Source organism: Candidatus Zixiibacteriota bacterium, from assembly GCA_019038695.1.
Taxonomy (GTDB): Bacteria; Zixibacteria; MSB-5A5; order GN15; family FEB-12; genus B120-G9.
Window position 1 is genome coordinate 203,154 of sequence record JAHOYZ010000007.1, and the last position, 24,540, is coordinate 227,693.

The window sequence follows — 24,540 nt, forward strand, 5'->3', positions numbered from 1 at the left end:
ATGAAGCCAATCGCCCTCCAATAGAGTATTGAATCGATACCACAGCCAACACCCATAGTTTGCGCCGGCACTCCGAGTTGCCCACAAACACTGTCTCGTATATGGCTATTACTCAAGGAGTTCTAGGTTTCGGGTTTTTCTTTTCCCTGTGCCGGGTTCGGGTTACTGCTTTGCACTTACCCCTGTCAGTTCACGTTGGAACAGGGAGATATTTGTGTTACTCAAGGTGATTTACATATGCCTGGTCGTCATATTGACGGTGGCGTGCACCGCAGAATCAGTCACTTTTGACCTGAATGACGGCTTAGTAGAGGTTGATCTGCTCCAAAATGAGATCAAGTATGCTGATTACGAGCTGACAGCCGTGGGCATCTCTCTTTGCTTGAGTAGCCGTACATATTTCGTAGAGTTGCAGTCGGATGAAAAGGCACAAGCCATTCACTGGCAAACCACACCATCCAGATTGATTGCGCGGCTTCAGAACACAGATCCCTGGGCTGATCTGCCAACAGCACTGGACAACAGTAAGACCCAACCGTCTTCGAGGATTCAATTGGGAAGTACTCCGGTCTGGCTCGATGGATCGGTTTCGAAAGATGATCGTCGCTATGCACGTATCCTGGTCTTCCCGGTCACGGTCGACTCAGTCGGAGATTGCTATTTCGTGGATTCGATATCTATCCGCGTAGGAGATCGACTGTTGATGGAGGATCAGCTTTTGTCGCCTTCTGATCTTGCCGTGGAAGAGGAAAACAAAAGAATCGATCGTTGGCTGACTTCATCAGATAGCTCTCCCGTCTACGTCATCATCACCGATACTGTTCTTCTGGAGCCATGCGAACAATTGGCAGCTTATAAGAACAGTACTGGTTTCGCAACTGCGACGATAATGATTAAGGATATTCTCGCCACCTATGCCGGACGAGATGATGCTGAAAAACTGCGTGAATATCTGAAAGGGTTTCATGCTGTCGGTGGCCAATATGCTCTTCTGACCGGGGATGAGAGTCTGGTGCCAATACGCTATGCGTACCATCGATCTACAACCATCGAGCCAGATTTATCCACCCTGAAGCAATGTGATTTGTACTTTGCTGATCTCACCGGCGACTGGAATACCGACGGCGACAATGTCTGGGGCGAACCAGTCAGCGACGAGCCGGACCTCGTCCCGGAGCTTCGTATTGGTCGGTTACCATTCAATACGGCTCAGGAGATGTCGGCCTACGTTGATAAACTTATCACCTATGAGACCAACCCCGGTGACGGTCAATCTGAATATCTGGAACGAGCTTTCTTCTTCTCCTCCGATCAAATGCGCGACTACAGCGAAGGCGGACAACATAATCGGATTGCACAGGCTTATCCCGACCAGTTTATAATTGATACTACCCACGGTGTGGAAGCGGCCAGCGGTAGTGATCTGAATCCGACCAACGTTCCGGCCAGTGAGTTGCACGATGATCTATCGGAGGGATTTGGTATCGTGAATATCATTGCCCATGGTTGCCATACTACTTTCGAAGTACGGACCTCCGGTTACAACAATTTTCCCAAATCGTACTTTTATAGCGGGGAACCATCCGAAGAACACGGCAGTTTCGACAGCTTGACCCGCAATGATCGAACATCCTTCTACTACTCGCTCGCCTGCAACGGAGCCACCTTCGACAAGGATCAACCACCCCTGAATCTGTCGGGCTATCCACTCTGCTCACAACTTCTGGCATTGCCTAATGCGGGTGCGGTCGGATTGGTGGGCTACTCGCGCTCCGGCTGGGTGGGGACAAGCCATTACTTACAAAGGGCTTTCTTTGATTCCCTCTTTGCCCATCCTGACCGACCGGCTGTCGACGCCATGAATGCGTCCACAGCGAAGTATTATTATTATCGCGACCTCGTCTATAGTCAGAACTTCCTCGGTGATCCTACTCTTAGAATCTACACGAGTATACCCACTTCGATTGACCTGATAATCCAACCCACGCAATCCGGGCTGGTTGCTACTGCAACCTCCGGTGCGATGCTCCTGGATAGTTGTCTGATGGTTCTCAGCATCGGTGGTACTTTTGTTGAAAGCGCCCTGACTGAACCCGACGGGCAGGTTGTCTTTTTGTCAAGTCTCAGCCTCGGATTACAATATACGATTGCCGCTGTCAAGGCCGGTCATACTATAGCTCGCACCAGCTATTCGCCATTGATTACTACCGACATTGATGATGAAACTATCCTGCCGTCTGGGTTCGTCTTGGAGCAGAATTATCCCAATCCGTTCAACCCTTCAACCTCGATTGCGTTCGAGTTACCGAATCGGGCGGATGTAGATCTGTCCATTTTCAATGTTCTTGGTCAGAAAGTAGCTACTATCGCAGAGGGATCGATGTCGGCCGGACGTCATGCGGTGATATGGAATGCCATCGATCAATCCGGACAGGCGGTGGCTTCGGGGATGTACTTCTATCGCTTGTCCACCTGCGAGATCACTCGATCAAAGAAGATGTTGCTGGTACGTTAGCGCCCTGTTAAAGTTTATCGAGGACATCGGCAAATTTCATTGCCATTGAATCTGATGCATACGGTCGGGCATAGTCCGGCTCTAATCGAACGGCCGACTCGCCACGTCCCCACTGCAATATCTGATCAGCCAACCAGGATACAGCCATATCTTCAGTATCGCCGAAGTAACAGAATCCGTTGCCGGACGGTGCCAGGAGTCGGGCGATCTCCCCCTGGGGCGGTACAGCAGCCAGAATTGGACGCCCCGAGGAAAGCATGGTATAAATCCGTCCAGTCGAAAAGCCCTTCTCTCGAACCGATGGAAGTCCAACGTACAACAAAGAAGTCTGCGATAACAACCCGATAGTCTCTGCTCGCTTCTGGAAGCCAAGCAGTTCAAACTTCTCCACCAGATCGAACTCCTCAAGCTGGGGCAACAGCCAGTCCTTATCAAACAGCCCCACCTGGATCATTTTCACCAGTGCGAACAGTTCAGGGTGAGCTGTGCGTAAGGAGGACAATACGCGGAGGAGGGGTCGGACAGGATAGATGTCATTGAGCGTTCCGAGCAGGCCGATAAAATAGTCTCCGGTCGTGGGAGGTAGCTTCCAAAGGCGAGCCAGATCACGGTCGAAGCTGTTGTAAATGATATCGGTAGCGCCAACGTATTCCCCGATAGAGTCGTTGATGGCAGTAATGGCTACTGTCTCTTTCTTGATAGCGGTCAGCAGCTTCCGAGCCCGCCTGATTTTTCGTGGTTGCGAATCGTAGAAATCCTCGGCCCGATAGGCGGTCCAGTAGTCACGGAAATCGGCCACCCACGGAATCGAAAACTCGCGGGCCAGTTTTCGGGCAACGAGATGGCTGGACATCGGCGGTGAAGTTGATGCGATGGCGTGATATACACGGTTGTTCAATAGGTCTCGTCCCAACCCGATAGCAGAACGCACCCAACCGACTTTCGAATCGGGGAAAAAGCGATCAGAGGCCACTTTGCCACGCGCTATCGTCGAAGCTTTGACCTGTCTGATGCCAAGCAGATACATCAGTCGCTGAGGATCGTGAGAACCGGCTCGATAGACTCCACTGGTGTTAAGCTCAGAGAGTAGCTCCGGCTCGTAGGCGCGATAGACAACGGGCTTGACAGTCAAAACATGACAATCCCAACCACACTCCGGCAGGTGCTTAAACAGGGCCAACGGTCGGCTCACTCCAGCTCCACCCAGAGGTGGAAAATAGTAGCAGATCAGAAGAATACGACGGCGGCTCATGATCGTGTCTCCAGAACCAGAGAACGCATCAACTCAACTTGGCGCACCATATTCTCCTCGAAGATTCCCCTGTTACACACTTCTTCAAGGTTACGTTGCTTCATAGTCGTATGCGGATCGTTGTCGGAGATCAATTTCTTGATCACGTGTCGAAGTTCTTCCGGCTTTCCGAGATTGAACAAATAGCCACTGTCCGGACTTAGCCACTCTCTCACACCGGGGATTTTGGCCGCCACCGGAATCAAGCCAAGCGCCATCGCTTCAATAAGGATGGTCGGCGAGGAGTCTGATATGGCGGCCGAGAGACAGACATCAAAACCGGCCATGAAGGGCACAAAGCCACATCTTGGCATTCTGTCATAGAATAGGACCCCAGCGTCGGATAGGGACGATAGCCTATTACGGAACTCACCAAGAAGTGATCCGGAAGCAGGGAATGTTATCTTTACTTTGCCTTCCCGGATCAATGGCTTCAGGGCATCGATGATAAAGCTGTTGTTGTAGACGGGTTCTTGACCACGAGGGACAATTATCCGCAGCGGTCGGCCAAGGGCATAGTCTACCCGATGATGATCCAACGCCGCTCGTTCAACTCCCCAGCCGATGGTTTCGATACGTCTGGTTGGTGCCAAAGACGATGTTTCTTCCGCCAGGTAATCTGAGTCCGTCACGATACAGTCAGCGGTCAATAAGGCTCTTCGTACTTTTCGACGTCGCAGAGACGACATATGCGGCACAATGAGTACATCCGATCCCAGCACATGAAGCAGATAAGGAACCTCAGGATGGTGTCCCATGAGTGATGCAAGGAAACCGTAACCCGAAGCAAAATGGGCATTAATGATGTCGGGCTTAAAACGTTTCAGCAACGCTCTGGCCCGAAAAGCCGACATGATGTAATGCTGAGTGCGTACTTCCCCCCTTGGTCGCAGATGGAAATGCAGCATACGACCCCGCTCGACAGAGGCTACCAATACCCGACAACCCAGCCGTCGCAACTCACCGGCGAAGCGTTCCGTATGGAACGAGCGGCTGTCGGCCAAAAGCAATATTTTCAACCTGTCCCGGCTCACAGAAAACGCCCCAACCCTTTCTGTCGAATCAGGCAGTTATACTGATAAACCACTCCTCCCCATTTGGCCTTATAGGAAGCTACGCCCGGAACGTCCTCGGGCGATGCACCCAGGTTCAGGTATTTCAAGTCGTGCCCGACAGCGTTCCGCGCGGCATAGTAGGGAATGTACTTAGATGGATGAAGGAAAGAATATGCCTCGTCAAAGTATGCCTGCCAGTGGAGCAACTGGTCGTCATTAACAATGAAGATGTTGGAAGACACGGGGTGACCTTCAAACTCACACCAGAACCATCGCACACGATCATCACCTGCGGCCAGAACAGCCATCGCAGAGAAAAACTCCGGCGAGTACTTGCATTTCTGGCCAGTGCGTTGTTCGAATATACTAACAAGGTCAAGGAACCCGGACATGTGTGTATCGCCACTAAAGGGGATAACTTCAATCCCCTCTTTCTCAGCTTTGCGAATCTGCTGACGGAGCTTCTTGTCGGGCGGTTGCCAATCGGGATCGCTAATATCGACCAGACTGGTTTGGCACGGCTCATGTTTGAAACGATTGTCCGATGGCAAGTTTGACCTGAAGTCGTAGATGTGCGTCGTGGCATAGTGGTAGTCGGCTATGGCGGCCAGCAGCAAACGACCCAGTTCCTGCTTGTTGTCTCCGTCTTTCGATGACAACACAAGACCTCCATAACAGCCATTGGGCATGGACATGAAACGCACCATAGGTCGCCGACCGTACTCAACTCCCGGCAGAAGGGCGACTATCTCACCGTCTTCTTCCGCTATCCATACGACCGGTGTTCCCCCGTGGGATTCCCAAACAAAGGCAAACCCCGGCGAAGTAAAAAATGGACCGTTCGTCAACAGCAGAGAATCTTCACCTGCCAATTGTTCCACCAGAGTGCGATAGACTTTCATCGCTCTCGAACCACCAGAACCTTACCTTGAGCTATACCGCCATTGTCATCAGTAAGAATAAAGAGATAGACGCCGGAGGCCACTTTGCGTCCATCGTGATTGCGGCCGTCCCAGGAACTGTTGACCTGAAACTCGACTACCGCCTCACCGGCGACAGTGAAAAGGCATACTGTTCCCGGGCGATTGTAGTTGAACTCAAGGCGGTCGTCATCGGAGCGAATAACGAACGGGTTGGGAACCGGAACAACCGAGTTCAGAACCGTTGTGCGGTGCCTGATCTGAGGCTCCAGGATAGAGAGACCAGCGTCCGTTGCGATATACAAATCGCCGGTCGTACCATCGAGTGCCAAGTCGGATATACCATTGGAGACAAGGTCGGAATTGATAACCGTGTAGGCGACAACATAACCTGTCCCAGCCTCTCGGTAAGCCAGTCCAGAGCCGGTACCAATCCAGAGATTGCCACGTCCATCAAAGGTCAGGGCGGTGATGTCGGAACCAATCCCAACCGGCAGGTTTACGTCAACGAACTGTTCGGTACCAAAATCCCAGCGCGACAAGCCGAAGTTTGTACCGACCCAAGCGTCACCCGTGGGAGAATATGTGATGATATTAATGGTATTTGAAATCAAAGGAGAGTTTTCACGAGTATACTGAATACAATCCGCACTGATCGAGCCATCTGGTTCGTTCGACAAATCGCATAGATACACGCCGGAACCTTGGGTCCCAACTGCCAGTTGTTGAGGACTGCATCCCAGTCCGGTTACCAGGTTGTCGGTCAAACCCTCGGTTTCACCGAATGAGCCCCAGGCAGAGGGATCATCAAGACGGTCAAGCGGACAGAAGGCGACCGGGGCATTATTATAGGCCAGGAAACAACTGGCATAAATGCGGACACCGTCGGTTGCAACACCATTGACCACAGAGAAGTTGTGCCCGGCCGGGATACCCACACAGGTGGAGTTATTGTTGTCATATCTGGCCAGTGAATCTCCATCGAAACGCCAAAGCCCGTGACCTTTGGTTCCCCCCCACACGATGCCACTGGAGTCGGTGATGAGACTGGTGGTCAACTCGTGAGTACCGGTATTGGCATCTTCCCAGATTTCTCCGTTGAACCGAGCATATTTCGCAAACAGCTCAGGGCCATGTCCGATAATGATTTGCCCTTCGCCGTCAATGGCCACCCTTGTCACAAAATCGCCAGGCAATCCGGTGTGCTGATATTCCTCCCAATTACCTGAACGGTCGGTATAGATGCCACCTCCGGTAACATTCACCCAACGCTCACCCCGCCAGGTAGTACCGGTTACCGGAAGAGAGGGCAGACCGACAGTCGAAAGAACTGTAGCCATACCCGAAACGACAACCCCCATTCCGGATGAAAAGTACACAAACAGCGAATCATTCTCAGTCACGAGATCGTAGACACGTCGTCCGGCTGCTATCGAGGCCAAAGAAAACGAAGTATCGGAGTCACTGATGTCAAGCTGGAAGAGACCCTGTGATGTGCCAATATAGAGTTCGGAGTCGAAAGCAGCTACGGCCGTAATCGTATCGGACCCCAGTTCGGGATAATCTGAGACAGTAAAATGCGTCCAGGCTGACGGTGGAAACAATGAACCGGAACCGCTCTTGTCGGCTGCTACCAAGCCAAATGATGTAGCCACCCACACCTGGTCTCCATCGACAGCAACATCATAGACAGACGGAAATGAGTTGATAGTCGTCAGCGGGAAATGGCCCTCGATCTGCCCACCGTCGTTGATCTTCGAAAACAAAACCAAGCCGGTGTCGGTACCAACCCATAGATTGTCACCGTCGTCTTCAAGCGCGGTCAAAAGGAACAGATCGGCATCGGTCGGACGAAACAGAAACTGCTGTGGATCATCCGGTTCGAATTTGATCAACCTTCCGAAAGTGGCCAGCCAGGTTTGTCCATCGGCGTCTACCATTACGTCGGAGATGTCGATTGTACCGAGCCCATCGGTGTTAAGAAATTGTCGACCTGGTTGGTCAGGGTTGTCGATTATCAACAGCCCGCCCGAAGTAGCCGCGTAGAGGGCATCGTCGATTACCAAAAGCCGTCGTACATCCCTAAACGATGTAAGTGTTGTCCAGTCGCCGTCCGCCGCCGTCAGTCCTGTCGACAATAACATCAGCAGGAAAAGGCAGAGACTTAACGTCGCCAAATAATGGCCAATAGTTTTCGTGCTAACCATAGGGTAATGAATATACAGCTTAGGACAGCTGTCAGCAAGAAAGAGAACCGACCCACAACGTCCCCAAATCGTGTAAATACCGAGTAGCCATCCACGACACCCACACTACTGACAAGAGTCGCAACCTCGTACAGCTCCAGTTCGTCTCGGACCCGACCATAGCGGTCAACTACATAGGTAAGGCCACTGTTGGCAACTCTGGCCATCCAACACCGATTTTCTACTGCCCTGGTGATGAACATACGAGAATGCTGGTGAATACCCACCGACCTGCCAAACCATGTATCGTTGGTAATGCCCACCATGAAGTCAGCGCCATCAAGGATTGATTGTCGTACAAACTCCGGAAAAGTACACTCAAAGCATATCAATGCCCCATAGAGATGATCACCCAGCTCGAACAACCGGGCTGAATCACCGGGATAGAAATCCGACCACCAGCGTACGCCCCATTGGTCAATAAACGTCAGGTAACTCTCAAGCGCACCTTTCTTCAGAAACGTAAGATGATCCTGGTAAGGAACATGTTCGGAAAACGGGACGAGCTTCATCTTGTCATGCTGTCCAACTACCCGGCCGGTAGAGTCAAACTGGAAGCAGGCGTTGTGATAACGCGCCTGTCCACCTGATCTTGAGGCAGACAACGCTCCTACCAGATGCGGAGCTGATGTTGTGGCCGCAATTCCCCCTACTCGCTTAAGAGCTTTTTGATCGTGTGACAGATAGGATGGCGCGGAAGTTTCCGGCCAGATGTACAGATCAATCGTAGTGTCGTCAACGGCACGGGCAAGCGAATCGTATAGACGATAGCTGTGCTCCTGATTTCCTTTCGCCCATTTGACTTCTATAGGCACCGATCCCTGCATCAGGGCGACATCAATTGTCCCAGGCACCGGATAGGGCGGGGTGACAACCCAGCCATAGGCGGTCAGACTACTCACGATGGCCAGCGATACGAAGACGGAAGTGAGCTTCCTCTCCGGTGACAAACATCGCCTGAGCAGTTGGCAGAGTAAAACGTTAACGCCTACAATCAGGAAGGTCAGACCATGAACTGAGATTACAGATACTACTTGCAGGACATAAAGAAAGTACGCTTGCGTATAGCCCAGGTCCGACCACGGAAAAGCAAATTCCGAAAGCGTACGAAAATACTCCATGCCCGTCCACAGGAATGGCATCGCCACAAATGCAAGAATGGGCCGTATGTGGTACAGACGATGGAACAGCATAAAGACAGCGGTATAGTAGAAGGCTACGATCACGACTGCCGCCACCATACCCGGAGGAGTCACCATAGCTACCCAGTAGATTGAGAACAGGTTGAAAAAGAAGCTGAAGAAATACGCGGCGTTAAAGGCCTGACGACCTTTGAGACGAGCGACAATCATGATTGGTCTGGCCAGCGCCACCCATGCCAGGACTCCCCAGTAGCCGGGATAAAACGCCAGCGACAAGAGGAACGCCCAGATAATTAACTCCAGACGGCGTTTGCGCAGGTCAATGTCGGCCGGTAGGAAGAATCGGCCAATTTTTTTCAGTATGTTCGTCAGTTGTCGTATCCTTTTCAGGCCGTCATACTGAGCAGAGTCGAAGTACGGCGGTCTTATTCAATGCTTGGTCACCCTTCGACTCCGCTCAGGGTGACAATAGTAAGTCAGGTTGCTTGCAACCTGACGCAGGCTTCTGGATTCCTGCGTTCGCAGGAATGACAAGTGTCGTAGGGTGGAACCCTTTAGCGGTTCCGCCAGGCATCGCCTGTTTTCCGGCAGGAGCGCAGGGCTCCTGCCCTACAAGACTACTTACAAGATTGAACAGTCCGGAACAAGTATTTTGATGCGTGTACTTATTGTTCGGTTTGGTCGGAGTACTTCTCGATCAGCGCCTGGAAGCGCGGGTGGTCGCGGAGTGGATCCCATCGAGGGTGCAGACGAATTCCACCAACCTGGATCCGTGAAGGATGGCTCAGTAGATAATCCAACAAATCAATAGACTTGTCATACTCACCAACCCAAGCGTAGACCACCGCCAGGGAGACAAGTCTTTCTGAACCCGCGACCTCGTCTTTGGAGACAGGCATAAGTCTGGTAGCCAATTCTGCATGTTCAACGGCCCTGAGATTCTGACCGAGGCCGACATAAACCTCCGCCAGGGGGCTGTGGAAATCAGCTACGTCAGGACTGGCCTCTACCTGCGCCTCCCAAATGACCCTGGCCGAATCGAAATAGACACGGCTTTGGTTGGTGTCGCCGAGATAACGATAGATTTCCCCCCGCTGCTGGTAGTAAACGGCTGAGTCGCTCAGGTTTCTGCAGTCCGTCGAACTTCGTCGCGCAAGGGCCGACTCGTAGCGGCGCATATAGATGTCAGCCGACTCCTGAAGAACCCCGGCCATCTTCTCGGTCGTGGATTCTTCGTACCTCTCTATTGCCTTCATAATGTATAGACTGTCACCACTACCTAAGCCGGGCAGAGCCACATTCCAGAAGAGAAGCCCCCTGTTAGTAGGTTCGAACTCAAGTCCTTTCAGAACCACGATCTGTGCTTCGTCAAGTCGGTGCATCATAAAGAGGGTATGGATCAGCCCGGCAGCAATGTTCATCGACAGCGGGTCGAGCATGAGTGCTTTCTGTAGATAATCAGCGGCGATATCCCACTCTCCCATACGCCGATAGACATAACCAGTCATGGTTAGCAGATCGCTGTTGTTCGGTTGGCTCCGGGCCGCCAATTCGAATTGCTCGAGGGCCGATTCGTAATCACGGCTGATGTAATAATGGTAGGTCCCCATAGCGATGTAACCGTCCGGTTTCGACTTGGCCAACTCAAGGGCTTTCTCGGCAGCCTCCTTTGCCTGCGCCTTGCACTCATCGGTCCGCCGGTAAGCGTTGATGTACTCAACCCCATACATGCGCACTAACCAGGAGTAAGCAGGATAAAAGGTGCTGTCGAGACTGGTCGTTTTCTCAAGCAAATGAATCACGCTGTCCAAAGAAGCGTGATTTCCTTCATTCCAGTGATCCTTAGCACGTAAGAAATAGTCGTAAGCGACAAGATTCTCAGTCGGTTGGACTGTCAGAAGCTGCTTCTCCGACTCCAGCAACGTTACGTCAAGAGCATCGGCGATACGCGTGGCGATTTCCGCCTGGACAACGAATACCTGGGTAAGAGCCCGTTCAAAAGTATCGGCCCAGACATGGGAATCATCGGAAGCGCGTATGAGCTGCGGGATGATTCGTACGCGGTCAACATCGCCCGACTTGTCCCAACGGATTGTCCCCTCCAACACATAATCGACCTTTAGCTCTTTGGCTATCTGCTTGAGAGGTTTGCCGGAGTCCTTATAATGGACGGCACTTGTTCTGGAAATAACCCGCAGTCCGCTTAGGCCCGCCAGCCGCGCCGTGATCTCATCGGTAATGCCGGCGGCGAAGTATTCGTCTTCGTCGGTGCCAAGATTCTCAAAGGGGAGCACGACCAGGGACTTCTTTTTGTCACCTGAGGAGACTTCTTGCCTTGGGTACAGAGCATAGCCTGCCATTATCAAGCAGACAATCACCGCGCCGACGACCACAAAACGGTTCCACCAGTCCACGGGAGGTTTGCCGGCAACCGATGGCTCATCGCGGGTCAATGTCTTTAGATCGGAGATCAGACCAACCGCACTTTGATAACGTAGAGTGGGGTCTTTCTCAAGTAGTTTGGAAACGATACGCTGCAGCTCACCCGACACACCGCTTTTGTACCGCGATAGCGGCTCATGTACTTCGTTGAGTACGGCGTTCATCGTGGCCGCTTCGTTATCGGCTGCAAACGGTAATCGGCCCGCTATCATCTCATACAACACGACACCAAGGGAGAACAGGTCCGACCGGTGATCGACTTCCTTCACTTTGATCTGCTCCGGTGACATGTAGCCAACAGTGCCAAGGGTGGAGCCGGTCTTGGTCAGTTTATCAGTCCCTTGAATCGTTGCCAGACCAAAATCAACAAGCTTCGGGCGGCCGTCGGCATCAATAACAATATTCGAGGGTTTGATATCACGATGCGTGATCCCCGCCTCGTGCGCTTTGGCTAATCCTTCGCAGATTTGTAATACGAGATTGATGATGTCATCAAGACCCGGTTGGTAGTCCCTGATCACATCTTTAAGTGATTGTCCTTCGACATGCTCCATGGCGAAGAACGGCCGAGCATTATGTTCGGCGACTTCATAGATATGCACAATATTCGGATGGTTGAGTTTGGCGGCGGCCTGAGCTTCGCGTTTGAAACGTTCACGGCATTCATCGTCTTGGCACAGATGCGGGGGCAGGAACTTCAGCGCGACCTTGCGTTTGAGCTTCGTATCCTCCGCCAGGTACACTTCACCCATACCACCGGCGCCAATCTTCTCGATGATCCGGTAGTGCGACACCATCGTGTCCCTGGTCAGGATCACATGGGTCTGAGTACGGTCGTCATTATGCTCTGTCATTTCGTATCATACTTTTCTATCAGCGCCTGGAAGCGTGGGTGGTCGCGGAGGGGGTCCCATATGGGATTGAGACGCAGAGTCGCAACTGATTCAAGATTGAAGGGGATACTCATGACATGCTCTAATAGGTCAATCGCTAAATCATATTCTCCCGACATCACATATACAACGGCAAGTTCCTTCTCCTGACGAGTACCCAACAGGGCATCCTTAGATATTGGGTATTTCTCCACCGCAAGTTGACCGAATCTGATTGCTTCTTCCTTACGACCTAATCCTGCGTATGTTAGTCCTAATGACATATAGTATCCAAAAAAACCACTGAATTCCTGTTCGTGTGACTCCAAGAAAACACGTGATGAATCGAAGGCAGCATATGCAAGTTCGTCTTCACCCATGAACCTGTAAATAGAGCCTTTCCATAGGTCAACAGACATGAATGAACTTCCAGCAAGAACGTATTGTTTGGTTCCTAAATCAAAATACTTGAAAGTTGCATCATAATCTCTTTCGAACATAAGCAGATATACCCAAGGCAACGCGAGTGCTTCCTGATGTGGTGCGTTGGATATGGTTTGGTGAGCCGAAGGAAGATCACCCATCAATATAAGTGTCATCATCTTGATATAGTGATACATCGAAATGTCAGGGCGAATTGAAATGGCTTTGTCTATGTAGTTAATAGCCTTCTGATAATTACGTAACCATTGATGAATAACAGCAACCTGTATGGCTGCATCATCATCTCTGGGATTCAGTTGGAAAGCTTTCTCAAGGTTGACTTGTGCCTCTTCGAAACGCCCTAATCGCCGCCAGATAAACGCTTCCGCCTGAAGGATTCTTGGATCATTCGGCAATCTTTTCTCTGCAATTGCAAATTCTTTTAATGCCTTATCGTATTCCCGATACCCATGATAATAGTAGTAGCCAAGAGCCAGATGCGCTTCCGGTAGGCCTGGTTGCAACGCCAGAGCCTTATCCACCGCTTCCTTAGCAAGTTGAAGACGTTCCTCCGTATGATCGTACTGGTAGTGATACATCTCAGAGTGAGTTTTCGAAAGGGCTGCATAAGCAAGAGCGAAGCTCGGGTCCAATTCGATTGCTCGCTCATACATCTGCACTGCGAGCGAATCTGCATCATACCTTTTTCCCGCAAGATACGCATGATAAGCATCAGCGTTTTCAGTAGGTTGTTCGGCCAGGGCATCACGTTCTGGTTCGAGCAGCGTAATATCAAGTTTTTCCGCTATTGATGTAGCAATGCCGGCCTGGACCGCAAAAATCTGCGTCATTACGCGCTCATAGGTTTCAGTCCAGATGTGGCTGTCATCTGAGACCCGAATTAACTGTGGAATGATGCGCACACGGTCGGTATCACCACTCTTGTCCCAGAGAATCGTTCCTTCAAGAATATAGCTCACACCAAGTTCGGCACCAATTTGCTTAAGCGTCTTGTCGGTTTTTTTGTATTTCATAGCGCTTGTGCGGGAGATGACCCCTAACCCGCCAATCTTGGCTATGCGCGATGTGATCGCATCAGTGATGCCGTCTGCGAAGTTCTCATCATCCGGATTGCCCAGGTTTTCGAAGGGCAGCACGGCCAACATGATTCTCTCCGACTGGACCTGAGTTGCCTTCTCTTCTGTCATCGGAAGCAACCAGTACCCAGCCATGATAAGACACACAATGACAGCACCGACAACCACGAAACGGTTCCACCAGTCCACGGGAGGTTTGCTTGCAACTGATGGCTCATCGCGGGTTAATGTCTTGAGGTCGGAGATCAGACCAACCGCACTTTGATAACGTAGAGTGGGGTCTTTCTCCAGTAGTTTGGATACGATACGCTGAAGTTCGCCAGAGACACCACTTTTGTACCGCGATAGCGGCTCCGGTACTTCGTTGAGTACGGCGTTCATCGTGGCCGCTTCGTTATCGGCCGCAAACGGCAACCGTCCCGCGATCATTTCATACAGCACGACACCAAGGGAGAACAGGTCCGACCGGTGATCGACTTCCTTCACTTTGATCTGCTCCGGTGACATGTAGCCAACAGTGCCAAGGGTGGAGCCGGTCTTGGTCAGTTTATCAGTCCCTTGAATCGTTGCCAGACCAAAATCAACAAGCTTCGGGCGGCCGTCGGCATCAATAACAATATTCGAGGGTTTGATATCACGATGCGTGATCCCCGCCTCGTGCGCTTTGGCTAATCCTTCGCAGATTTGTAATACGAGATTGATGATGTCATCAAGACCCGGTTGGTAGTCCCTGATCACATCTTTAAGTGATTGTCCTTCGACATGCTCCATGGCAAAGAATGGTCGTCCGCTATGTTCGGCGACTTCGTGGATGGTGACGATGTTAGGATGGTTCAATTTCGCTGCTGCCTGGGCTTCGCGTTTGAAACGTTCGCGACAATCTTCATCCTGACACAGATGCGGAGGAAGGAACTTGAGGGCGACCTTGCGTTTGAGCTTCGTATCCTCCGCCAGATAGACCTCACCCATACCACCGGCGCCGATCTTCTCAATGATACGATAGTGTGACACCATCGTGCCTTTGGTCAGGATCACGTGGGACTGGGTCTTGTCGTCATCTGAGTCATTAGTAACCATTGGTCGCCTGCTATGTCCCTCTCATGTCCGTATGATCGGTTCATCTGACAAGGACTAAGTTAAGTACGTCGACCTATCATGTAAACATAAAGTTGGGGGCGTAGGGGTGATGCACGACAGCACCGCCTAAGAGACCGGCTTAAAATTACGGAACCCACAGCAAGCTGTGTGGCACCCATCCGGAGTCGAAGCGCAAAGATGTGCGCCTTGTGTGGTCGCCCTTCGACTCCGCTCAGGACGACGTAGCAACATGGAACCTATTCATACGGAGCGCAGGGCTCAAGCAATGCCTGTCGAAACTGAAGACAGTTTCGACCTACTCGAACGACAATACAGATTATGATCCTTATGCGCCGACCAGGTGCAATTTGCCCAGGAGGTTCTGGACTTGCGGCATAACGTCCAGACCAACCATATGCCCCAGCCCGCCGGAAGCGCAGGCGCGTTCGTTGAAGGCGGTCACATCGTCAACTCTGATGCTCTCTCCCCCACCGCCGTAGAACATGATCGGGACCGGATCGGCACAATGGGCTTTCATCTCAGAGGCGGTCGAATGATCAGCAGTCACAACCAATAAAGTCTCCGGTGACAAATCGGTCAGGAGCACAGCGGCAGCATCAATCTTCTCAATGAAGTCGCGCTTTGCTTCCCAGTTGCCGTCCTCGGACAGGGAGTCGGCCGCCTTCACATGAACAAAAACGAAATCGAACTCTTCGAGTTTTTCAAGGGCGGCTCGGAATTTGTTCTCGACATTTGCGTCGGGCAGTCCGGTCGCACCCGGTACGTCAATGATGTCCATACCGAGAAACGCCGCTACACCCTTGTAGAGTCCCCCTCCCGCAATACAACAGGCGGATAGATCGAACTTCTCTTTGAAGGATGCCAGTTCTTTGTACTGACCTCCTCCGCGAACCAGGAGGAAATTGGCCGGGAGTTTTCCGTCCTTCACACGCTTAGCATTGAACGGATGATTTTTAAGCACTTCGTGGGCTTTCCCCAGGAACTTATTAAGTACATCGGCAGTGTGTTTGGCCTCGGGTGTGTCGTCGGTAGCAGTTACAGTACGAACAGGAACATCGGGTACATGCGGATCAGCATCAACGATTGCCCCCGACAAACCTTTCCCCCGCATGATGACACCCGCTCGGTGAGCGGTGCCAGGCTTGACAATGAACTTCACGCTATCTACTTCCATGCCGTCAATCGCTTCTGTCAGTGGGCCGACTTCGAGAATGCGTCCGGCGCGACGGTCTTTGATGGTCAGGTTTCCATCGACGGTTCCGAAATTGCCACGCAGAGCCACATCGCCATCCTCACACTTCAGCCCCAGACCGGCGACCTCGATAGGGCCACGACCGGAATAACATTGATCGATGGGATAGCCAAAGATTGTCAGATGGGCCGTGTCGCTTCCGGGCGTTTTTCCACGTCCCAGGGTGTGCATCAGACCGCATTCTGCGCCTGTAGCCAGCTTATCAAGATTTGGCGTTTTGGCCGCCTCCAGGGGGGTCATGTTGTTCAGCCCCTTCACCGGACGGTCGCCCAATCCATCACAGATTACAAATATTACTTTCTTCAACATCCGTGTTCAGTCTCCATCAAGGATTACAGATAATCACTCGCTACAATCCGCAAAGTGTCGGCTATCGGTCTACTAATCCGTCAGTTTCACGATGCGATTACCGTTGACAATTCGGCCAATTCGATAGACCGTCTCACCCATACCTGTTAGGTCGGCCGCAATTGCATCTGCCTTACTTTCTTCAACTACCAGGACAAACCCGATTCCCATATTGAAGGCGGAATAGATGTCATCCGGGTCGATATTTCCACGCTCCTTCAGGAAATCAAAGATCGGTGGAACAGGCCATGACTGCTTATTGATTTCGGCATCACAGTTGTCGGGCAGCACACGGTTGAGGTTGCCGGCTATTCCTCCGCCGGTGATATGCGCCAGACCTTTGATGGGGTGTTTGTCCATTAATTTGTGAATCACAGAAGCGTAACAAATATGAACTTTCATCAGAGCATCGGCAATAGTCGTACCCAGTTCTTCGACATGATCATCAGGCTTGAGTCCCGCGATCTCAAAAGCCACTTTGCGCGCCATTGTGTAGCCGTTGGTGTGCAGTCCATTGGATGGTAACCCAAGACAGACATCGCCGGGCGTAATCGACTTACCGTCGATGATCTTTCTCTCATCGACCATACCGACAATGAAGCCAACCAGATCGTATTCACCATGCTTATACAAGCCGGGTAGCTCGGCTGTCTCGCCTCCCAGCAAAGCCGTACCAGTACTCACACAGCCACGACTGACGCCGCTTACAAGTTCGGCCATTGCCTCCGGCTCCAGATGTCCAACGCCGATGTAGTCCAGGAAAAACAGCGGTCGGGCACCCTGTACAAGGATATCGTTGACACAATGATTGACCAGATCTTCGCCGACCGTGTTATGGATGCTGGTCATGAAGGCCAGCTTCAGCTTGGTTCCGACCGAATCAGTAGAGGCCACCAGAACCGGTTTCTTCAAGCCGGAGATATCTGGTTTGAAAAGCCCTCCAAAAGCACCGATGTCGGACAAAACTTGCGGATTGAAGGTAGCGCGTGCAAGCGTCTTGATACGCTCCACCGCCTCATCTCCGGCGGCAATATTGACCCCGCTCTCGGCATAGGTCAAACCCTGTTTGTTTTCCGATTTGTTCATGGGAGACAAGAAACATCAGGTAGCAAGAAATGTCAACTAACACCAATCCCAAGACAACGCAAAAGAAGCCAACCCCTCAATGGGTCAGCCTCCCAGAAAGTATAACACAATCGACACTACAGATGACTAACGGACAATATCGATTCGAACAGCAGCTTCTTCTGGCAGTGAATATTTGATCGGTATGATGTCGCCAGTCTGATAAAGATACGGAACACTCGGAACCGTTACTGGAGTGTCACAGATAGATCCGACATGCTCGGCATCATCGGCAATCTCAAAGGGGTGACCAAGATCATCAAAAGAGTTCGAGACCATATGAAACGCATAGATACCCTCAGGTACCTGCACATCGAGATCATCGGTCTGGTCCCAACAGATCGTGTAGAATCCCGGAGCTTGGATAGCATCCACAACAGTACCTACAACTGCCGAATAGGTAGTAGTGAAAGTCCCCTCGGAAAGGGCGAATCCACAGTTGTCACTCGATATGGCCCAAACCAGCCATTCGTATTCGTGAATTGATTCGAGACTGTCTCCAATGCCAACCAGATAAGTAGTGCCAGACGTGATTTTGAATCCACAAGTAATATCGAAACACCTGTGCATCCATAATGGGTAGTATTCGTCGGCCTCTCTCAGAAAGACAAAATACGAAGCAGCACTAGCTTTGGCATCCCAACCCAGCGTTGGTACCCGATCAACACTGACAGCCCCATCCTCTGGTGTGATATTGGCAACACTGCTATCGCGACTAATTGTATTGGGAATGCAGGAGACAGTATCGGAAGGATCACTGACGCTGTCAGTGCCAACCGAAACAACATAATACTTATGGAGTTGGGCAGAAGCCGTGTCATAGGAGGTATCTGCAAAAGATAGTGCTAACGGGTAATCTTGACCTATGGGGCCAAATGACGTTGCTGTGATAGTGGACTCGTTGATCTTCTCAAACAAGTTGCCATTCACACTTCGATAAACGTCGTATCCGGTCGGACTAGTACCTGTATCGGGAGCAACCCACATAAGAAGCATACTAATGTCCTCATCAACATCAGCAGGGACACCAAACAAGCCTCCCGGGGGAGCAGGAACGGGAGCAGGGGGAGGAGGAGAAATAATCGGATGGCCTTCATCGCAAGTACACCAGACCAAAGCAATAACCAACAACAACCCGGGCAGTAGTAACTTCACGGAATATTCCTCTCTTCCCGCGTGGGGCAAAGCTCTGAGTCAGACAATTTTCACAATCAAGAATATCTTCACCCTGAGTTGGCGTCAACAACAACTACCGAAGACAGAGACCAAGCCAGCACCTCACATCCTGATCGGCGATTTCAGCAGGATACAGGTATGTCGAGAACGAAATATCAGAAGTCTGGCGATCACGAGTATGGCCGGTAGTTTTGGTCTCGATCCTGGTACTTGTTCTCGTACCCTCCTTCAGGCTTGAGCTGGTCCAGCCAGTAAGCTTGGTCATCGCGTAGGCAAATGAACATCCGCTGGTTATCGCGCTCGTTCCTGGCCTGGTGATATTTGAGATAGATTCGCCGATAATCGACCCCCACAATCTCGACCTTCCCTGATTCATGCGACATGACATACCTGATGCGTTTGGCCAGACCGGAGCAGCGTTGCTTGGCCTTTTCAATGGCACGGAACGCCTTAACAATGGGTACTTCGTAGGCGATATTCCCTGCTGTAGGACGCCCCTGAAAGACGTAATACTGTGACACGCCCATGTGTGACAGTTCATTCCACAGCTCCGACATCACTTCCGGTCGGTCGGAGATACCTCGGATAATGGGATTCTGGTTAAGGCAGATAACGCCGCTGTCGATCACGAGTCGAATTGCTTCACGGGCTTCAGGGGTCAACTCCCGTGGGTGATCGAAGTGGCACATCAGGTAGATACGCCGATCGGGCAAAGAGTATTTTTTGAACATCGCCAGCAGGGAGTCATCATTGAGTATCCTGAACGGATTGAAAGCAGGCATCTTGGTGCCAATACGGATAACCCGAATATGATCAATCCGACGCAGGGCACTAACGATTTTCTCAAGTTTTGCTGTGCCGAGTATAAGCGGATCCCCTCCACTCAGCAACACATTGTCCACCTCGGGATGTTGACGGATGTACTCCAGTCCAGGGCTCAAGTCGTGCCAAGCCTCATTGTTGCCGTCCATGAAGAGACGCTTGCGAAAGCAATAACGGCAGAAGGAATTGCATGAATCTGTAACCAGCAACAGGACCGTGGAACGATACTTGTGCTGGACCCCCTTCTGAACCGTTATACGACCCTCACGCGAAGCATCCAGTTCACCCCAGAATTCCATCTCTCGTTCGTGAGGAATCACCAGTCGCCGAATGGGATCATCCGGGTCCGACCAGTCGATTAACCTCAGATAGTAGTCATTGGCCCGAAAGGCATATCTCCTCATCACCGTGCGGAGCTTGTCTTTCTCACGGTCGGTCAGTGGTGTTTTGTTAAGGTTGAGTACTGACCGGGGTCTTCCTCTCCGCGATACCCCATCTCTATATGTCACACGCATGGCTAAGCCTCCATTCTCAGGGATCGCTCTGTACGGCTGAGGGCAGTTTGCCTCCTTGGCGACGCCAGCAAGCCGGTTATTTAATAATGCCAAGTCATTGATTGAATCAATTATCCGGCAAGCGTCCCGTAGTGAATCCCTCTCCACAATCGGGAAATGCAAAGCGATCTACCGTGTGTGTATTCAAATATAGCATATAGCTGCCTCGAAGGCAAGCTTGCCCAATAGATTTTGACTGTAATTACCCTGAAATAAACCTGTAGCACGTCTTCTAATGCACAGTATTACAACACGTTACCGATAATATCGCAGGATAACCTGTTTTGGGTGTCGAGTCATCAAAATGGAGCCAGCGTAGTAGTTTCAGGCATCGGAGGTGGATAGGAGATGAAATCACGCAGAAAAAAGGCCGTGATGATTACCATCACGGCCTTGTGAGTATTGGCTCTATGATCAAAACGTAAATCCAACCGAGAATCTCTGGGAGTTCTGAAGACGACCCAGATCCTGCCAGGAATAATCGACAAATAGTCTGGTACCACTGGAAACAGCCGTTTTGAGTCCAGCTCCGGCAGACAGGCCTTCCTCATCGTAGTTGAACTTGTAGCCACCACGCACGAAGAACTTCTCGGCGTATGAATACTCGGCTCCCAGTGAACTCTGTTGTAGATTATCGTTGGGGTGTTTCAATTCCCCAGCCAGAGTAACAATCGACTTGGGTCCCATCTCGAAATCGTAAGCCATACCAACACGGAAAACCATCGGCAGCTCGTATGGTCTCGTCTTAACCTGAGCATCGACGCCGTGATTGGAACCTTCTCCTTCCCGTTCATCGTAGGAAACATCCAGATCGGGGCCATCAAATTTCATTTCCGGACCCATGTTGCTGATGGACATACCTAAGCGAAGGGAGCGATACCCGGTATATAGCAGGGTACCGAAATCGAAGGCCATACCTCTGGCGTTTTCATTGTGAATACGCTCACCAATAAACTTCACCGTACCTCCAAATGCAAACCGGTTGGTCAACTGGCGGGCATACGAAAGCCCAATGGCGTAAGAGGTGGCGGTGAAGAAATCTCCGGTCCCATTCTGTTGCTCAAAGGTCGTAATCTCCTGATCACCCATCGATAGCACGGTGGCCGACACAGCAAAAGTGCCTACATCCTCGAAATACCGTGCCAGAGCGAAATAGTTGAGATTGACATCAAGCACCCAGTTGATATTAGTGAAGCCCACAGTGGCATTTTCCACCTCGGACAAACCGGCTGGATTCCAGTAGGCAGCATAGATATCATCCGCAACCGCTACCGAAGCGTCACCCATAGCTTGATACCGAGGACCGACTCCCATCTTGAGAAACTGGGCGCCGGTCGAACCTACTTTGGCGAAATCGGCCAGGGCACTGCCGGCCACCAGAAGCAGGAGTATGGCGAGAGTTGTAATAATATTCTTCATCATCCACCTCCTTTACTTGATGATGGCGAAGCGGCCCAGGTGTTCACCGTAGGTCGATTCGACATGGAATAAATAGACACCGGAAACCACCAATTGGCCGTTTCGGGACTGAAGATCCCAGCGCGTGGAACCTGTCCCATCGGTATGATTTAGAGTTTGCACCAGATCTCCTGCCAGTGTGTAAATGCGGATAGCGCATTCGCCTGGCAGGCCATTGAAATAGATTGCCGATTCATCTTCAGCCGTCTCCACCATAGATGAGTAGCGGCCCAAATATGGATTAGGTACGACCTTGATATCCGCCAATTCATTTATCGCTGCAGCAGTGTTGATACCGTCCGCCTTAAAGGTGAACCGATCGTCGGGGCCGTTTAGCGGAGCGCCTTCAATGGAGAGAACATCTCCATCCTGTGGAGAGGGCAATGTTTCGTCCAAACCGAACATCCACCCGTAGTAATTGGGGAAAGCAAACTCGGTCACCGAAGTTGTCCCGTCATAGGGATAGTCAACGATGGTGAGTAAGTCCCATGGATCCCAGACCCAGTTCTCATCAAAGTCGTAGACGGCCAACGAGACTTGCTGGTTGGTAGTCATGTTCCAGACTTCAAAAGGCACCATGAACTCGAAATCGGTGGCGTAAAATCCATCCAGCACCCAGGTGGCGCGGGTGGAGTCGCTGGTATATCGCAATTCATAGTCTGCTCTGTATTGAGCGTTGGCGAAAGCATCATCGTTTGAGCCAGTAAATTGAGGGATAGCAGCGCCGTAGAAGTAGGCCATCACCATTGTCGTGTCGGCTCCGGTAAAGGCAGTCTGTCCATGGGTTTCAGGTACGCGGTCCCCATCGGTAACCACCACCCGCAACCCCTGGATCACCTCGTACTCGCCGGGGTCGGTATTGACACGATCCTGATAGGCCAACACGGTGTCCCCGGTAGTCTCGTTGATCAGATGCCAATAGGAACGTTCCGGTGTGTCCTCAAACACTATGGCATAGTCAGCTCCCTGCAAGAGGTCGCTGTCAAAAACAATAGGAAACACCTCACCTTCCGACGGCTCCTGCAAACCATCGTAATCGTGAGTTACCGTCCCGGCGGCATCAAAATACCCGGCCGGATCATCGACTGGTGTAGCGGTCGCCACGTTGGTGGCCTGGCCCGCAACACCGAAACCTGACTGCAGAGGATCTACACCGAGAGTCGTATCGCCACCATCGAATGCGACCAGACAATACCAGTACTCAACTCCGTTGTGGAGACCGGTGTCAATATACGAATGGGGGATCGGATCTCCCGGACTTGTGACGGTGTACAAGGCCAGCGGATCATAGTCAATCGTGAGGCAATCATTGCCGGTCTGATAATTGACTACGCCCCAGGTTCTACCCTGGTTATCGCTGCGATAGAGTTTGTAGCCTACGAAGTCCTGCTCTCCGGACATCGGGTCAATAGCCACTTCTGCGGAATCATTCCAATCAATATAGACTTTGCCATTGGCACCACTAACAGTCAGAACCGGCGTTGTCGGCGGCTCCGGCCCGGCATACTTGCTTTCGTAGAGGTCCTGTGCCATAGCAGCGTTGGCCTGGAATTCTTCCAGATCAGCCCCGGCCACAATAGCAAAAGCCACCCGAACAGTCTTGCCGGCGTCTAAGTCGATACCTCGCGTACATTGAATGTAATACTGATCGGTTGGCGGCAGAGGGGCATTGAATTGAGTACCATCGATCAATTCAAACCTGCCGGCATCATCGGTCGGCAGCAAATCCCACTCTCCGGTACGGAACGAGGTCATACCAATATCGTCAGGAGTCTCCAGTAGTTTCGTTCCGAAAAAGCCTGGCTTCACCGTTGGTCCCCAGCCGGGATCAAATGCACCTACGTCGTAGGTCCAGGCCAGGTTTTCATCGGCATCATAGCCCACCACATCCATCAGCCGGCCATTACCACCCTGACCATCGTCACCACCCACATCAATATCGGTGTATAGACCAAAGGCGAAGTTGGCGTAATCAACAGCAGAAGTATTGGTAATGTCGAGAATGACGAACATGAAGTCTTCATTGTAACAGTAGCTCCACTGATAGCAGGTGTGGGCAACTTCGATACCCATCAACGGGTCACCGCCAGCTATATCACCAAATCGGAAATGAGAATCCTGCATCGAAGTGGGTCCGCCAGGGGAATAACTCGTTGATAAGGTGCTGTAGACCTCATTGTATTCCCACTCGGCCACTTCCGAATTCCAGACTCTCCAACCGCGAGCCGCACGGCCTTCACCGATACCCGTAGTATCATCAGGGTCGTAGTTGTAGTAACGGGTCGTATCGGTTGACAGGAGAATCTTGTACGGATTATCTGTAAAAGACGCTTCCGGCAGAGCTTGAAAGTCGTCATTGGTGTTAGCCACTAGCGTATCGCCGTCTGGAGTAATGGTACCCATCCAGTATTTGATCTCGGCTAGATACGAATGGCCCGAGTTGCGAGGCCATTCCCCGGAAGGTAGACCGTAATGAGAATACCCTCCGATACGACCGAAGTTGTCGATGGTGGTCATCACGTTGGCAACATTGTGGGTGGCGTAGTCCATTGTGGAAGGTTGTGGAGATAGACTTAAGTCACCTCCCGGCCCCCCCGCCAGTCGGTTTTCCGGATCTGCACCGCTCGCCACGACTGCCTGTGAAAGGACCATGAGGCCCGCCACCAGGAAAATCATTGAAACGCGTTTGTACGTATTCATAGTC

14 protein-coding genes are annotated in these 24,540 nt (G+C 51.5%); 1 reads left to right on the forward strand and 13 read right to left on the reverse strand.

Annotation, left to right across the window (positions count from 1 at the left end):
- Positions 1-214: 214 nt before the first annotated feature.
- Entirely contained in the window at positions 215-2,515 is a 2,301-nt protein-coding gene (locus KOO62_02885) for a T9SS type A sorting domain-containing protein (protein MBU8932932.1), read from the forward strand.
- A 7-nt stretch (positions 2,516-2,522) separates the two neighbouring features.
- Here the strand turns inward: KOO62_02885 and KOO62_02890 are convergent, their stop codons facing one another.
- The 13 genes from KOO62_02890 to KOO62_02950 form a co-directional block, all read right to left on the reverse strand.
- Positions 2,523-3,767, reverse strand: coding sequence for a hypothetical protein (locus tag KOO62_02890; GenBank protein MBU8932933.1), 1,245 nt, complete (start codon positions 3,765-3,767; stop codon positions 2,523-2,525).
- A complete protein-coding gene (locus KOO62_02895; GenBank protein MBU8932934.1) occupies positions 3,764-4,825 on the reverse strand; it encodes a glycosyltransferase in 1,062 nt (353 codons plus the stop codon). The genes KOO62_02890 and KOO62_02895 overlap by 4 nt, the downstream gene beginning before the upstream one ends.
- A gap of 11 nt (positions 4,826-4,836) precedes the next feature.
- The gene (locus tag KOO62_02900) at positions 4,837-5,763 is read right to left on the reverse strand and encodes a GNAT family N-acetyltransferase (protein MBU8932935.1); all 927 of its coding nucleotides are present in this window, start codon (positions 5,761-5,763) and stop codon (positions 4,837-4,839) included.
- The gene (locus KOO62_02905; GenBank protein MBU8932936.1) at positions 5,760-7,988 is read right to left on the reverse strand and encodes a hypothetical protein; all 2,229 of its coding nucleotides are present in this window, start codon (positions 7,986-7,988) and stop codon (positions 5,760-5,762) included. The genes KOO62_02900 and KOO62_02905 overlap by 4 nt, the downstream gene beginning before the upstream one ends.
- Positions 7,946-9,445: an apolipoprotein N-acyltransferase gene (gene lnt, locus KOO62_02910; protein ID MBU8932937.1), complete on the reverse strand. Its 1,500-nt coding sequence runs from the start codon at positions 9,443-9,445 to the stop codon at positions 7,946-7,948. The genes KOO62_02905 and lnt overlap by 43 nt, the downstream gene beginning before the upstream one ends.
- A 389-nt stretch (positions 9,446-9,834) precedes the next feature.
- Positions 9,835-12,465: a protein kinase gene (locus tag KOO62_02915; protein MBU8932938.1), complete on the reverse strand. Its 2,631-nt coding sequence runs from the start codon at positions 12,463-12,465 to the stop codon at positions 9,835-9,837.
- Positions 12,462-15,080 (reverse strand): protein kinase, encoded by a 2,619-nt coding sequence (locus tag KOO62_02920; GenBank protein ID MBU8932939.1) that lies wholly within the window; start codon positions 15,078-15,080, stop codon positions 12,462-12,464. The genes KOO62_02915 and KOO62_02920 overlap by 4 nt, the downstream gene beginning before the upstream one ends.
- 346 nt (positions 15,081-15,426) lie before the next feature.
- Positions 15,427-16,659 (reverse strand): 2,3-bisphosphoglycerate-independent phosphoglycerate mutase, encoded by a 1,233-nt coding sequence (gene apgM / locus KOO62_02925; protein ID MBU8932940.1) that lies wholly within the window; start codon positions 16,657-16,659, stop codon positions 15,427-15,429.
- A gap of 75 nt (positions 16,660-16,734) precedes the next feature.
- Positions 16,735-17,787: a phosphoribosylformylglycinamidine cyclo-ligase gene (purM, locus tag KOO62_02930; GenBank protein ID MBU8932941.1), complete on the reverse strand. Its 1,053-nt coding sequence runs from the start codon at positions 17,785-17,787 to the stop codon at positions 16,735-16,737.
- A 126-nt stretch (positions 17,788-17,913) separates the two neighbouring features.
- Positions 17,914-18,981 carry a hypothetical protein gene (locus KOO62_02935; GenBank protein ID MBU8932942.1) on the reverse strand — a complete coding sequence of 356 codons (1,068 nt, stop codon included), beginning with the start codon at positions 18,979-18,981 and terminating at the stop codon, positions 17,914-17,916.
- A gap of 191 nt (positions 18,982-19,172) precedes the next feature.
- Positions 19,173-20,339 (reverse strand): KamA family radical SAM protein, encoded by a 1,167-nt coding sequence (locus KOO62_02940; protein MBU8932943.1) that lies wholly within the window; start codon positions 20,337-20,339, stop codon positions 19,173-19,175.
- A 453-nt stretch (positions 20,340-20,792) separates the two neighbouring features.
- The gene (locus KOO62_02945; GenBank protein ID MBU8932944.1) at positions 20,793-21,800 is read right to left on the reverse strand and encodes a PorV/PorQ family protein; all 1,008 of its coding nucleotides are present in this window, start codon (positions 21,798-21,800) and stop codon (positions 20,793-20,795) included.
- 9 nt (positions 21,801-21,809) lie between these two features.
- Entirely contained in the window at positions 21,810-24,536 is a 2,727-nt protein-coding gene (locus KOO62_02950) for a hypothetical protein (GenBank protein ID MBU8932945.1), read from the reverse strand.
- Positions 24,537-24,540 lie beyond the last annotated feature (4 nt).

Bases quoted from the DNA above. Each gene is read 5' to 3' on its own strand.
- KOO62_02900 (MBU8932935.1), bottom strand. From the start codon at position 5,763: ATGAAAGTCTATCGCACTCTGGTGGAACAATTGGCAGGTGAAGATTCT.
- KOO62_02940 (MBU8932943.1), bottom strand. From the start codon at position 20,339: ATGCGTGTGACATATAGAGATGGGGTATCGCGGAGAGGAAGACCCCGG.
- KOO62_02890 (MBU8932933.1), bottom strand. From the start codon at position 3,767: ATGAGCCGCCGTCGTATTCTTCTGATCTGCTACTATTTTCCACCTCTG.
- purM (MBU8932941.1), bottom strand. From the start codon at position 17,787: ATGAACAAATCGGAAAACAAACAGGGTTTGACCTATGCCGAGAGCGGG.
- KOO62_02915 (MBU8932938.1), bottom strand. From the start codon at position 12,465: ATGACAGAGCATAATGACGACCGTACTCAGACCCATGTGATCCTGACC.
- KOO62_02945 (MBU8932944.1), bottom strand. From the start codon at position 21,800: ATGATGAAGAATATTATTACAACTCTCGCCATACTCCTGCTTCTGGTG.
- KOO62_02905 (MBU8932936.1), bottom strand. From the start codon at position 7,988: ATGGTTAGCACGAAAACTATTGGCCATTATTTGGCGACGTTAAGTCTC.
- KOO62_02920 (MBU8932939.1), bottom strand. From the start codon at position 15,080: ATGGTTACTAATGACTCAGATGACGACAAGACCCAGTCCCACGTGATC.
- KOO62_02950 (MBU8932945.1), bottom strand. From the start codon at position 24,536: ATGAATACGTACAAACGCGTTTCAATGATTTTCCTGGTGGCGGGCCTC.